The organism is Oerskovia douganii, from assembly GCF_015142735.1.
In the GTDB taxonomy this organism is placed as follows: domain Bacteria; phylum Actinomycetota; class Actinomycetes; order Actinomycetales; family Cellulomonadaceae; genus Oerskovia; species Oerskovia douganii.
The window spans coordinates 99,767-112,428 of the sequence record NZ_JACSPN010000015.1 but is presented as its reverse complement, the minus strand read 5'-3'; the positions used below and the strand labels follow the sequence as shown (position 1 = coordinate 112,428).

General features: G+C 72.6%; 13 protein-coding genes and 2 tRNA genes. 12 read left to right on the top strand and 3 right to left on the bottom strand.

Features of this window, described 5'->3' with window-relative positions; translation table 11 throughout:
* Positions 1–117: 117 nt before the first annotated feature.
* From H9623_RS12470 to H9623_RS12455, 5 genes are all read left to right on the top strand, one after another.
* Positions 118–1,767, top strand: a complete 1,650-nt coding sequence (locus tag H9623_RS12470) for an ABC transporter permease subunit (RefSeq protein ID WP_193720366.1) — start codon at positions 118–120, stop codon at positions 1,765–1,767.
* Position 1,768: 1 nt separating this feature from the next.
* Positions 1,769–2,704 carry a sugar ABC transporter permease gene (locus H9623_RS12465; RefSeq protein WP_193720365.1) on the top strand — a complete coding sequence of 312 codons (936 nt, stop codon included), beginning with the start codon at positions 1,769–1,771 and terminating at the stop codon, positions 2,702–2,704.
* Positions 2,705–2,767: 63 nt separating this feature from the next.
* Positions 2,768–4,597: a glycoside hydrolase family 13 protein gene (locus H9623_RS12460; RefSeq protein ID WP_193720373.1), complete on the top strand. Its 1,830-nt coding sequence runs from the start codon at positions 2,768–2,770 to the stop codon at positions 4,595–4,597.
* Between the two features lie 130 nt (positions 4,598–4,727).
* A complete protein-coding gene (locus H9623_RS19820; protein ID WP_265332941.1) occupies positions 4,728–4,856 on the top strand; it encodes a hypothetical protein in 129 nt (42 codons plus the stop codon).
* Positions 4,857–4,908: 52 nt separating this feature from the next.
* Positions 4,909–6,204, top strand: a complete 1,296-nt coding sequence (locus tag H9623_RS12455) for a deoxyguanosinetriphosphate triphosphohydrolase (RefSeq protein WP_193720364.1) — start codon at positions 4,909–4,911, stop codon at positions 6,202–6,204.
* A 51-nt stretch (positions 6,205–6,255) separates the two neighbouring features.
* On the opposite strand, the gene H9623_RS12450 is transcribed toward H9623_RS12455, so the two are convergent.
* Positions 6,256–6,717, bottom strand: coding sequence for a VOC family protein (locus H9623_RS12450; protein WP_227748589.1), 462 nt, complete (start codon positions 6,715–6,717; stop codon positions 6,256–6,258).
* Between the two features lie 102 nt (positions 6,718–6,819).
* Between H9623_RS12450 and H9623_RS12445 the strand changes: the two genes are divergently transcribed.
* Positions 6,820–7,692, top strand: coding sequence for a helix-turn-helix domain-containing protein (locus H9623_RS12445; protein WP_193720362.1), 873 nt, complete (start codon positions 6,820–6,822; stop codon positions 7,690–7,692).
* 78 nt (positions 7,693–7,770) lie between these two features.
* Complete coding sequence (dnaG, locus tag H9623_RS12440; RefSeq protein WP_193720361.1) at positions 7,771–9,708, top strand: DNA primase; 1,938 nt, start codon at positions 7,771–7,773, stop codon at positions 9,706–9,708.
* Positions 9,709–9,870: 162 nt separating this feature from the next.
* On the opposite strand, the gene H9623_RS12435 is transcribed toward dnaG, so the two are convergent.
* Both H9623_RS12435 and H9623_RS12430 read right to left on the bottom strand, forming a co-directional pair.
* Positions 9,871–9,943 (bottom strand) — tRNA-Asn (locus H9623_RS12435).
* A gap of 54 nt (positions 9,944–9,997) precedes the next feature.
* The gene (locus H9623_RS12430) at positions 9,998–10,504 is read right to left on the bottom strand and encodes a hypothetical protein (protein WP_193720360.1); all 507 of its coding nucleotides are present in this window, start codon (positions 10,502–10,504) and stop codon (positions 9,998–10,000) included.
* A gap of 63 nt (positions 10,505–10,567) precedes the next feature.
* Here H9623_RS12430 and H9623_RS12425 point away from each other — a divergent pair.
* From H9623_RS12425 to H9623_RS12405, 5 genes are all read left to right on the top strand, one after another.
* Positions 10,568–10,641 (top strand) — tRNA-Ile (locus tag H9623_RS12425).
* A gap of 77 nt (positions 10,642–10,718) precedes the next feature.
* On the top strand, positions 10,719–10,898 hold the full coding sequence (locus H9623_RS12420) for a hypothetical protein (RefSeq protein WP_193720359.1): 180 nt from the start codon (positions 10,719–10,721) through the stop codon (positions 10,896–10,898).
* 23 nt (positions 10,899–10,921) lie between these two features.
* Positions 10,922–11,155: a hypothetical protein gene (locus H9623_RS12415; RefSeq protein ID WP_193720358.1), complete on the top strand. Its 234-nt coding sequence runs from the start codon at positions 10,922–10,924 to the stop codon at positions 11,153–11,155.
* A gap of 116 nt (positions 11,156–11,271) precedes the next feature.
* A complete protein-coding gene (locus H9623_RS12410; RefSeq protein ID WP_193720357.1) occupies positions 11,272–11,622 on the top strand; it encodes a DUF488 domain-containing protein in 351 nt (116 codons plus the stop codon).
* A 207-nt stretch (positions 11,623–11,829) separates the two neighbouring features.
* Entirely contained in the window at positions 11,830–12,645 is an 816-nt protein-coding gene (locus tag H9623_RS12405) for a DUF1206 domain-containing protein (protein WP_321575426.1), read from the top strand.
* Positions 12,646–12,662: the final 17 nt, after the last annotated feature.

Here is a 12,662-nt window from a genome sequence, read left to right as displayed (position 1 = left end):
CCCCCCCCCCCCCCCCCCCCCCCCCCCCCCGCGACCGTCGGCGCAGGCCGCACGAGCGGCGCAGCGCCACCCCCATGACGCGGGAGGGAACCCGTGTCGTACGACTACGGAGGCTCGATGTCCGCCCCACAGCTCACGCCCACCGACACCGCCGTCGGCGCACCGGAGGACTCCGGGTCGCCGCAGGGGCCGCGCAAGCGCCCGCGACGGGACCGCGACGGGTCGCACGCCCGCAACTACAGCCCCGGGTTCTTCGCCAAGCTGGCCCTCATGGCCGTCATCGACGCCCTGGGCGTGTACGTGGTCTGGTCCGCCTGGACCGCCGAGTCGTACGGGATCCTCGCCGCGTCGCTCGCGATGCTGATCGCGGCCAACTGGGTCTACTTCTCCAAGCGCGCCCTGCCGCTCAAGTACATCCTGCCGGGCCTGATCTTCCTGCTGGCCTACCAGATCTTCGTCGTGGCCTACACGGGCTACATCGCCTTCACGAACTACGGCACGGGCCACAACTCCACCAAGGAGCAGGCCATCGAGGCCCTGCTCGTCCAGAACGAGCGCCGCGTCGAGGGGTCGGAATCGGCCCCGCTCACGGTCGTCGAGGATGGCGGTGACCTCGCGTTCGCGATCGTCACGCCGGACGGCGACGTCCAGGTCGGCTCGGCCGAGCGTCCCCTGACGGTCGTCGAGGACGCGACGGTCGAGGCCGGGCGCGCGACCGAGGTCCCCGGCTACACGGTGCTCGAGCGCGGTCAGGTGCTCCAGCGGCAGGAGGAGGTCACGAACCTCCGCGTGCCGGTGTCCGAGGATCCGGAGGACGGATCGATCCGTACCCCCGACGCGATGACGGGGTACGTGTACACGTCGACGCTCGCGTACGACGACGCGAGCGACACCATGACGGACACCACGACCGGGACGGTCTACTCGCCGAACGACGACGGCCAGTTCGAGGCCGCGGACGGTTCGACGCTGACCGTCGGTTGGCGGGTCGGGGTCGGTTTCGACAACTTCGTGACGGCCTTCTCCGACGGGCGCTATGCGCAGCCGTTCCTCAAGATCCTGGTGTGGACGTTCGTCTTCGCGATCGGGTCCGTGGCGACCACGTTCCTGCTCGGTCTGTTCCTGGCGATCACGTTCAACGACGCCCGTATGCGCGGTCGCAAGATCTACCGCGTGCTGATGATCCTCCCGTACGCCATCCCGGGCTTCCTCGCGGCGCTGCTGTGGTCGGGTCTGCTCAACACACGGTTCGGCTTCGTCAACGAGGTGCTGCTGGGCGGCGCGGAGATCCCGTGGCTCACGGACCCGTTCCTCGCGAAGCTCGCGGTCCTGTTCGTGAACCTGTGGCTGGGCTTCCCCTACATGTTCCTGATCACGACGGGCGCCCTGCAGTCGCTGCCCTCGGACGTCATGGAGGCCGCGAAGATCGACGGCGCGGGCCGCTGGCGCACCTGGCGCTCGGTCACGCTGCCGCTGCTGCTCATCTCGACGGCTCCGCTGCTGATCTCGTCGTTCGCGTTCAACTTCAACAACTTCACGCTCATCTACATGCTCACCGGGGGTGGTCCACGCTTCGGGGACGCCTCGGTCCCGCTGGGGCACACCGACATCCTGATCTCGATGGTCTACCAGATCTCCGGGGTCGACGGCTCGGCGCCGAAGAACTTCGGGCTCGCGAGCGCGTTGTCGATCGTCATCTTCGTGATCGTCGGCACCATCTCTGCCCTGGCCTTCCGGAGCACCCGCAAGTTCGAGGAGATCAACTGACATGGCGACCACCTCTGTCTCCGCCTCCGCCGGCAAGCAGGCCGGCACGTCCTCGGACGGCTCGTCGGCTCCCCTGGGGCGCGCGCGCATGAAGCCCGGCCGGTGGTTCAGCGAGCTCGGCTGGCGCCACCTCGTGGGGCTCGTCGCGGTCGTGTTCGCGGGGTTCCCGCTGGTCTACGTCCTGTCGGCCTCGCTGTCGGAGAACGGCACGCTCACGGGCTCCAACACCCTCTTCGCGGAGGTGAGCACGGCCAACTACGCCGAGCTGGGCGAGTCGATGTTCTGGACGTGGATGGGCAACACGCTCGTCATCGCGATCGCGACCTCGGTCGGCACGGTGCTCATGGGCGCGGCCGCGGCCTACGCCTTCTCGCGGTTCCGCTTCACGGGGCGTCGCGCGGGTCTGACGTCGCTGCTCATCATCCAGATGTTCCCGCAGATGCTCGCGTTCATCGCGATCTTCCTGCTGCTGCTGAGCCTCGGCGACGTGGTCCCGGCGCTGGGCCTCGACAGCAAGCTCGCCCTGATCTGCGTGTACCTGGGCGGTGCGCTGGGTGTGAACACGTTCCTCATGTACGGGTTCTTCAACACGGTGCCGCGCGAGCTCGACGAGGCCGCGAAGCTCGACGGCGCGACGCACGCCCAGATCTACTGGACGATCATCCTGCGTCTCGTGGCGCCCATCCTCGCGGTGGTCGCGCTGCTGTCCTTCATCAGCACGTACGGCGAGTTCATGATCGCGCGCATCATCCTGACCTCGGAGTCCAACTGGACGCTCGCGGTGGGCCTGTACGGCTGGGTGTCGTCGTTGCGCGAGGCGAACTGGGGCCTGTTCACGGCGGGGGCGGTCATCTCGACGATCCCGGTCCTGGTCCTGTTCCTCTACCTGCAGAAGTACATCGTGGGTGGCCTGACGGCCGGCTCGGTCAAGGGCTGACCCGTGAGCACCACCAGGCCCGACGACGTCGCGCCCGCCGGCAGCGCCCCCTCGCCACGCGAGGTGGTCGCCCTGGCCCCGCACCACGACGGTTCCGAGGTCTACGTCCCCGGCGGCACGCCGTCGCTCGGGGACGTGGTCCCGGTCCGGGTGCGCGTGCCGCGAGCGCCCGGCGGTGAGGACGCGCAGGTGCGGGCCGTGTGGCTGCGGACCGTGCGCGACGGCGAGCCGCGCCTCTCGGAGGCCCGCCTCGAGCGCGAGGACGAGCACGAGTCCTGGTACGTGGCCGACGTCCTGGTCCACAACCCGGTCACGAGCTACCGCTTCTTCCTCGACGTGCCGGGCGGCTACCGGTGGCTCAACGGGCGCGGGGTCTTCGACCGTGACGTCCCGGACGCCGCGGACTTCCGCCTGACGATCCACCCGCCCGCACCGTCGTGGATGGGCGACGGGGTGGTCTACCAGATCTTCCCGGACCGGTTCGCGCGCTCGGCCGAGGCCGACGACCGGCCGCTCCCGGACTGGGCGCAGCCCGCAGGTTGGGACGACGAGCCGCTCGCGGGCGGCCCGGGCGTCGGGACGCAGTTCTACGGCGGGGACCTGCGGGGCATCGAGGAGCACCTCGACCACCTCCAGGCCCTCGGGGTGGGGACGGTCTACCTGACCCCGGTCTTCCCGGGGCGCTCCAACCACCGCTACGACGCGAGCACGTTCGACCACGTCGACCCGCTCCTGGGCGGCGACGAGGCCTACGCCTCGCTCTCCCGAGCCGTGCACGCGCGCGGCATGCGGCTGCTCGGCGACCTCACGACCAACCACACGGGCGCCGGGCACGAGTGGTTCGAGCGCGCGCACGCCGACGAGGCGAGCCCGGAGCGCGACTGGTTCTACTGGACGCCGGGCGAACCCGGGTACGTGGGCTGGCTCGAGCACGCGTCGCTGCCCAAGCTCAACTACGGCTCGCCCACGCTCGGGGCGAGGATGATCGACGGGCCGGGCTCCGTCGTCGGGCGCTACCTGCGCGAGCCCTTCTCCCTCGACGGGTGGCGCATCGACGTCGCCAACATGACGGGCCGGTACGCCGACGAGGACCGCACGCTCGAGATCGCCCGCCGCATCCGGGCGACCATGGCCGCGATCAACCCGGACACGGTCCTGATCAGCGAGCACTTCCACGACGCCTCGCTCGACCTGGCGGGCGACGGCTGGCACGCCAACATGAACTACTCGGCGTTCACGCGCCCGGTCTGGACGTGGCTCGCGCCGCACGACTCGACCGTCCCGTTCCTGGGGCTGCCCGTCACGACGCCGCGGCGCGGCGGGCGCAGCATGGTCGAGACCATGCGCGACTTCGACGCCGTCCTGCCGTGGTCGGTCACGTCGCGCCAGTGGAACATGCTGGGCTCGCACGACACCCCGCGCCTGCGCTCGATCGTGGGGTCCGAGATGGTCGAGGTCGCCGCGACGCTCCTGCTGACCTACCCCGGCACGCCCGTGATGTTCGCGGGCGACGAGGTCGGGCTCACGGGGATCAACGGCGAGCACGCGCGCGTGCCCATGCCGTGGGACCGTCCCGACCGATGGGACTCGGGCACGTTCGAGGTCTACCGCCGGCTCGTCGCGCTGCGTCGGGGGAGTCGGGCGCTGCGCGAGGGCGGCCTGCGCTGGCTCGTGGTCGACGACGACGCGGTGGCGTACCTGCGCGAGACGTCCGACGAGCGTGTGCTCGTCGTCGTGGCACGGGATGCGTGGACCGGGGCCCGCCTGCCGCGGCACCTGCTCGCAGGGGACGAGCCGGAGCCGCTGTACGGGGGCTTGTCGCTCGACGTGACGCCGGACGGGCTCGACGTCGCGGGCGACGGTCCGGGCGTCGGGGTGTGGCGCCTGGCCTGAGGCCTCCCGCCGGCAGACCTGTGAGCCTGCTGCCAGGCATCTGGCACGATGCGCGCACGACCCTCGACCGGATCGCTGTCCTCTCCGACGTCCACGGCACCCGGGGCCCGTCGGGCTCCAGCTCGTGCGGGTGCCCTACGACGTCGAGGCCGAGGTCGAGGTCGCGCAGCGGCTCGCGACGGCCACGGCCGACGTGCGGGAGGTCGAGCTGCGCACGGGGGTCTGCCGAGGGCTGTCGGCGCGGGCCGAAGAGGCCTGACGCCCCGCTCACCCGGGCGATCCTGTGTACGACGGCCGGGCGCGCGACGCCGATGGATAGGGTGGGTACCGTGCCCCACACCACGCCAGGAACCGCCCTCGGATACTCGGCCGCCGACGTCGAGCGGTGGCTGCCCGAGCCCCCCAAGAGCAAGGCCCGCACGCCCTTCGAGCGTGACCGCGCCCGGGTGGTCCACTCCTCGGCGCTGCGCCGCCTCGGGGCCAAGACCCAGGTCCTCGGCCCCGGGTCGGACGACTTCGTGCGCACGCGCCTCACGCACAGCCTCGAGGTCGCGCAGGTGGGGCGGGAGATGGGGCGCGCCCTGGGGTGCGACCCGGACGTCGTCGACACCGCGTGCCTGGCCCACGACCTGGGACACCCGCCGTTCGGGCACAACGGCGAGCGGGCGCTCGCGGAGATCATGGCGGACCACGGAGGCTTCGAGGGCAACGCCCAGACCCTGCGCCTGCTGACGCGCCTCGAGCCCAAGGTCTTCGCTGCGGACGGCACACCCGTGGGGCTCAACCTGACGCGCGCGAGCCTCGACGCGAGCGTCAAGTACCCGTGGCGGCGCGGTGAGGGGCCGCGCCGCGCGGACGGGTCCACGACCCACAAGTTCGGCGTCTACCCGGACGACGTGCCCGTCTACACGTGGCTGCGCGAGGGCGCCCCCGAGCACGTCAAGTGCATGGAGGCCCAGGTCATGGACCTGGCCGACGACATCTCGTACTCGGTGCACGACGTCGAGGACGCGATCGTGGGCGGCAAGCTCGACCTCGCCGTCCTGTCCGACCCCGACGAGCGGGCACGCGTCGTGGCCGCCGTCCGCGCCTGGTACGGCGACGCGTACACGGCGGACGAGCTCGACGCCGCGATCAGCCGCCTCGAGGCCACCGGGCACCTGACGCACGGCTTCGACGGGTCGCGCCGGGCGCTCGCGGCCCTCAAGGACTCGACGAGCCAGCTCATCGGGCGCTTCAGCGGGTCGGCGCAGGCCGCGACGCGCGAGGAGTACGGCGACGGCCCGCTCACGCGCTACTCGGCCCGCCTCGTCGTCCCGGAGACGACGTCCGCGGAGATCCTCGTGCTCAAGGGCATGGCCGTGGCGTACGTCATGGCGCCGCGCGAGGAGGAGCCCCTGCACCACCAGCAGCGGCAGGTCCTCGCGGACCTGGTCGAGGTCTTCATCGACAAGGCCCCGGACGCGCTCGAGGCGCCGTTCGCGGCGGACTGGATCGAGGCGCCCGACGACGCCGCTCGCCTGCGGGTCGTCGTCGACCAGGTCGCGTCGCTCACCGACGTGAGCGCGTACCAGCTGCACGAGCGGTGGGTCGGCGGGGCACGCTGAGCCCACCGCTCGGACCGGACCGGCGGCCCGCCGCCGCGCGACGGCCTCCGGTCAGCCCGCCGGCTGCTCGCTCATCCACGCGTCGCTCGCGCGCTGGACGTCCTCCGGCGTGACCGAGTCGGCGACCGTCGTGAAGTACCAGCGGTGCCCGTACGGGCACCGCACCGACGCCTGGCGGAAGCCCTCGAACCAGTCCGCGGGCTCGGACGTGCTCGTCGCGCCTGCGGCGAGCGCCCGGGCGTGGGCCGCGTCGGTGTCGGGCACGGGCAGCGTGAACGACACGGGCGTCGGGCCGTCGGGGTCCGGAGCCACGGAGCCCGCCCCGGGGAACTCCTGCGCGACCGTGAACGTCGAGAAGCCGGCCGCCGTGGGCAGGCGCAGGTCCGAGTGGATCACCGCGTCCCCGGCCGTGATCACGTCGTCGACCTCGGCGCCGAACGCCGCGACGTAGAAGTCGATCGCAGCCCGGGCGTCGGAGACGGCCAGGTTGGGGTGCAGGGCTGACATGTCCATGGTTCCTCCAGGAGTCGGTGCGGGGCCGGGCGCGCGGCGTGCGCCCGGTGACGTGCCGTCGATCCCATGCTCGTGTCGGTGCGCGGTGGCAGTCTTGGAGGAATGCGACACGAACCGGGCAGCGCCGCCGACGGGCCCGCCGCTCCTGGCAGCCCCGGCGTCCCGTCCACGACCTTCGGCGTGGTGGACCCCGCTGCCGCCCGCAGGGCGTTCGCCCTCGGACGCCTGCCCGCACCGACCGACCTGGCGGACCGCGTCGACTGGTTCTGGCTCGTGCGCTGGGACCTCGCGGCGGGGGAGTCGTTCACGCAGACCGTCATCCCGCACCCGTGCGTCAACCTCGTCGCCGAGGCCGGCGGGTTCGCAGCCCACGGCATCCCCGAGGGGCTGTTCGACCGCACGCTCGTCGGTTCCGGCGTCGTCGTCGCCGCGAAGCTGCGCCCCGGTGCGCTCGCCGTCCCCCGCGGGGCGTCTGTGCCGGCGTCGGGCGTCCTGGGGCCCGGCGCGGACGAGGCGGGGGAGCGCGCTCTCGCGCTCGCCGGGCGCGGCGACGACGAGGCCGCGGCCGACGTCCTGGCCCGGCTCCTGCGCGAGCGGCTGCCCCCCGACCCCGCACTGTCCCAGGTGTCGCGCGTCCTGGACGCCGTGACCTCCGGGGAGCTCGGCCCCCGGGCCCGCGTGGCCGACCTCGCCCGCGTCGCGGGCACCAGCACCCGCAGCCTCCAACGGCTCCTCGGGGAGCGGCTCGGGGTCGGGCCCAAGTGGGTCCTGCAACGCCACCGCGTCCACCTCGCGGCCGAACGCCTGGCCGCCGACCCCGGGCAGGACCTCGCGGCGCTCGCGGTCGACGTCGGGTACTACGACCAGCCGCACCTGGCTGTGGACTTCGTCTCCGTGACCGGTCACACCCCGGGCGCGTACGCCCGCCGGTGCGCGGAATCGCGGGCCCGGCTGCTGCTGCTCGCGTCGTCCTGAGCCGTACCCCGCGCGCCCGGCGCGCCACCGGGTGAGGGCCCTGCGCCCCACCCGGCCGGCGGGACCTACACTCGGTACGTGGCAGGTCTGATCCGACGCGAGGACGTCGACGCGGTGCGCGAACGCGCGAGGATCGACGAGATCGTGTCCTCGCACGTGACCCTCAAGCCGGCCGGTGTCGGATCGCTCAAGGGACTGTGCCCGTTCCACGACGAGCGCTCGCCGTCGTTCCACGTCCGCCCCCAGGTGGGGCGCTGGCACTGCTTCGGCTGCAACGAGGGCGGCGACGTCATCTCGTTCGTCCAGAAGATCGACGGCATGACGTTCACCGAGGCCGTCGAGTACCTCGCGGACCGCGCCGGCGTCCAGCTCCGCTACGAGGAGGGTGGGCCCCAGCGCCCGCGCGAGGAGCCCGGCAAGCGCCAGCGCCTGCTCGAGGCCCACCGCGTGGCCTCGCAGTACTTCTCGGAGCAGCTCTTCGCGCCCGGCGCGACCGTCGCGCGCACGTTCCTGGCCGAGCGCAGCTTCGACCGGGCCGACGCCGAGCGCTTCGGCGTCGGGTTCGCCCCGACCGGCTGGGACTCGCTGCTGCGGCACCTGCGGGGGCGCGGCTTCACCGAGGCGGAGCTCGTCGCGTCGGGCCTCATGAGCCAGGGGCAGCGCGGCATCTACGACCGCTTCCGCGGCCGCCTCGTGTGGCCCATCCGCGACGTCACGGGCGAGACCATCGGGTTCGGCGCGCGCAAGCTCTTCGACGAGGACCAGGGCCCCAAGTACCTCAACACCCCGGAGACCACGCTCTACAAGAAGTCCCAGGTGCTCTACGGGATCGACCTCGCCAAGCGCGAGATCGCCAAGCACAAGCGCGTCGTGGTCGTCGAGGGGTACACCGACGTCATGGCCGCGCACCTGTCGGGCGTCACGACGGCCGTCGCGACGTGCGGCACGGCGTTCGGCACCGACCACGCGCGCATCGTGCGCCGCCTCCTCGGGGACACGACCGCGGGCGGCGGGCTCCAGCTCGCGTCGGGCGCGTCGCTCGGGGGAGAGGTCGTCTTCACGTTCGACGGCGACGCCGCGGGCCAGAAGGCCGCCGTCCGCGCGTTCGGCGAGGACCAGCGCTTCTACGCGCAGACGTTCGTCGCGGTCGAGCCCAGCGGCATGGACCCGTGCGAGCTGCGCATGGCGCGCGGCCCCGAGGGCGTGCGGGCCCTCGTGGACGGGCGCCAGCCCCTGTTCGAGTTCGTCATCCGCACCACGCTCGCCACGTTCGACCTCGACACCGCCGAGGGTCGCGTGGCCGCGCTGCGCGCCGCCGCCCCGGTCGTCGCGGGCATCCGCGACACGGCGCTGCGGCCCGAGTACGCGCGCATGCTCGCCGGCTGGATCGGCATGGACTCGGAGTCGGTCCGGCGCGCGGTCTCCGCGGCGGGCAAGGCCGGGGTCCCGCAGACGCTCCCGGCCCCGGTGCGCCCCGCCCAGCCCGCGCCCGACGACGCAGCCCCCGTGGCGCCGTCGGGCCCCGTCTTCTCCGCGCCGGACCCGCGCGACCCCGTGGCCCGCCTCGAGCGGCAGGCGCTCGTCGTGGCGCTCCAGTACCCGCACTTCGTGCCCGCCGAGGAGTTCGACGCGTTCTCCGAGACGGCCTTCGCGACGCCCGCGTGGCGAGCCGTGCACGACGCGATCCGCGCCGCGGGCGGCATGGCCGGTGCGGCCGCGCACCCTGCCGGCCAGTGGGTCGAGCACGTGATCGAGCAGGCCCCGGAGACCGTGCGAGGCATCGTCAACCAGCTCGCGGTCGCGCCCCTGCCCGAGGACCGCGAGAACGTCATCCAGGGGTACGTGCAGGGCGTGATCAAGGCCTTCGTGGACCTGGGCCTCACGCGCCGCGTCGCGGACGCCAAGAGCCGCCTGCAGCGTCTCGACCCGGCCGCCGACCCCGACGCGTACGGCGCGGCCTTCGCCGAGCTGCTCGACGTCGAGAAGGAGCGCCGGGAGCTGCGCGAACGGGTCTGAGCCCCCTCCGCCTGCCGTTCCCAGGCGGGCGAGCGCCGAGCGCTCTGGGACGAAGATCACACTCCTCGTGCACCGTTCGCCCCGACCACGAGACCGGCAGCGGAGGGAAAACGCAGAAGGCCCCTGGCCGGTGTCTCCACCGATCAGGGGCCTTGCGTCCTGCTCCCGCGGTAGGACTTGAACCTACGACCGTCCGATTAACAGTCGGATGCTCTGCCAGCTGAGCTACGCGGGACCGCTCACCCGCCGATTTGCACCGGTTGGGCGACCGGAGAAAACTCTATCAGCATCAGAGGGGTAGTCCGGACATCGAGCGGACCCGGTCCTCCGCGGCGTCGATCACAGCCCGCGTCCGGGGGTCCTCCAGGTCCACCCCGGCCTCGGCGACGACCTGCGAGAAGAGCGAGCCGTCGGTGTCGCGCCGCACCGCGACCTTGGCGGAACGCCCACCGCCGAGCGCCACGACCTCCGCCAGGACCACCGACGACTGCACGCGCTCACGGACCGCCTGCGCCAGCGCGGTGCGACGGACGTCGGCGAGGTGCAGGACCAGGGGAGGGGCGCCGTCGACCCACTCGACCGTGAGCGACGCCGACCCCGGGTCGTAGCCCGCGCGGTCCACGTCGCACCACGGACGCGCCGACGCGGTGTCACCGGTCGTGGCCAGGACCGTGCGGGTCGCGACGGCCCACGAGCCGTCGGTGAGCTGCGCGGAAGCGAGCACCGCGTCCTTCGGGGCGAGATGCAGGGACCTGCGGGCGTCGTCGGGCAGGGAGCTACGGGCGAACAGAGCCATGCCCCACACGGTACTGCCCGTGCGCCCGCGAGGCCCCCGCCTGCCGGTACGCTTGTCCGCCGAGGGGCAGTAGCTCAGTCGGTCAGAGCATCGGACTCATAATCCGCCGGTCGTGGGTTCAAGCCCCACCTGCCCTACTCGTTCTCCCGGTGCTGGGCGCCCGGCCCGGGCCCGCAGGGTGCCGTTCCCCGGCGCCACGAGGAAGGAAGCGCGCATGAGGCGGTACCTGGCGGACCCCGGAGGCCGCAGTGCGGCAGCCTCGGGCGTCATCATCATGACGCTTGCCGTGTTCTTCGCGGACGCGTACCCGGTGGCGTGGATCGCACTCGGTGCCGTCTGGTCGTCCGTCACGGCTCTGACCGTGTGGTCGGTGCACCGCAGGGCGGTCGGCTGATACCGCGTCCCGGCGAGCGGCGCGTGGCGGCAGCGACCAAGGTCTCGGAGGCTGACAGCCACGAGCTCGAGGCCGTCGCAGCAGCGGCCGGGGTGGCGCAGTCCGACGTCCTGCGGGCGGGCATCGAGCTCGCTCTGCGAGGCGTCGAACGTGAGCGACTCGTCGCCTACCTGGAGGACGTCGGTCGCGAGAGCGCCAGCGGTGCACTCACCGCGGGACGGCGAGCACTGCTGGACGGTGCACCACATCGCTCGTGAGCCTGCCCTGGACGCTGCCACGGGCGGTCCGCGCTGCCGCCTGACGCCGCACGCTCGCCGGACGAGGACGGCAGCTCCACGCGCGCACGGGCCGTTCCCGGCGTTCCATGGAGAGCATGACCCTCCGCATCCAGCGCGTCTACGACGACCCCACGCCCGAGGACGGCTACCGCGTCCTGGTCGACCGGCTCTGGCCGCGCGGGGTCAGCAAGGAACGGGCGCAGGTCGACCGTTGGCTCAAGGAGGTCGCGCCCTCGAACGAGCTCAGGACCTGGTTCCACCACGACCGCACCCTCTTCGAGGAGTTCGCCGTGCGGTACCGCGCCGAGCTCGACGAGAACCCGGCCGTCGACGAGCTCCGGACGATCGTCGCCGAGCATCCCGTCGTGACGCTGCTCTACGGGGCGAAGGACGAGCAGGACAACCAGGCCGTGGTGCTGCGCGACTATGTGTCCATGACCAGCTGAGGGAGCCCCAGGATTCCGCGCGGCCGAGAACGGGGTTGAGGTCGCTGCGGGCGTCGGAACGACCTCAACGCCGTTCTCGGCGCCGCCCGTCAGTTGCCCCGTGAAACATCCCATACCTCCCGGTGGCCCGGATCGTCCTGTTCGCCGAGCGGGTCGTGGCGGATCGTGCCACGATGCGACGTCCGCTCGACCCGAAGGAGAAGCACCGTGCCAACCGGTACCAACCGCACCACGTCAGGGACCGCCCAGCAGCTCCAGCAGAGCAAGGGGCTGCGCGTCCTCGCCCGCACCGGCTACGCCGTCAGCGGCCTGCTGCACATCATGATCGGCATCATCGCCGTCCGAATCGCGACCGGCTCCGGCGGCGGGCAGGCGAGCGAGACCGGGGCGCTCCAGGAGATCGCCGGGACGACCGGCGGCGGATTCGTCCTGTGGTTCGCAGTCGTCGCGTTCGCAGCGCTCGGGATCTGGCAGGTCCTCGAGGCGGTCGCCGGGACCAACGGGGCCGCGAACGACCGGACCGCATATCGCGCCAAGGCTGCCGGCAAGGCCGCGCTCTACCTCGCACTGGGGGTGCTGACCCTGCAGATCGTCACCGGCTCGAGCAGCGGTGGCCAGAAGGACAGCCTCACGGCCTCCCTCCTCGCGAACGGTGCGGGACGAGCCCTGGTGGCCGCGGTGGGCGTCGGGATCGTCGTGGCCGGCGTCTACCACGTGGTCAAGGGGTGGAAGAAGCGCTTCCTGAAGGACCTCGAGGGCAACGCTCGCGGCCAGGTCGGCCACGCCGTCGTGGTCCTCGGTCGCGTCGGCTACATCGCCAAGGGCATCGCGCTCGGCGTCCTCGGCGCGCTCGTCGTGACCGCCGCCGTGACGGCCGACCCTGCCAAGGCGAGCGGCCTCGACGCCGCCCTCCGGACCATCGGCGAGCAGCCCTTCGGCGCCTTCCTCCTGACCGCCACGGGCATCGGGTTCGCGGCCTACGGGGTCTACTCGTTCGCGCGTGCCCGGTACGCCCGGATGTGAGACGGCCGGGGGCGACA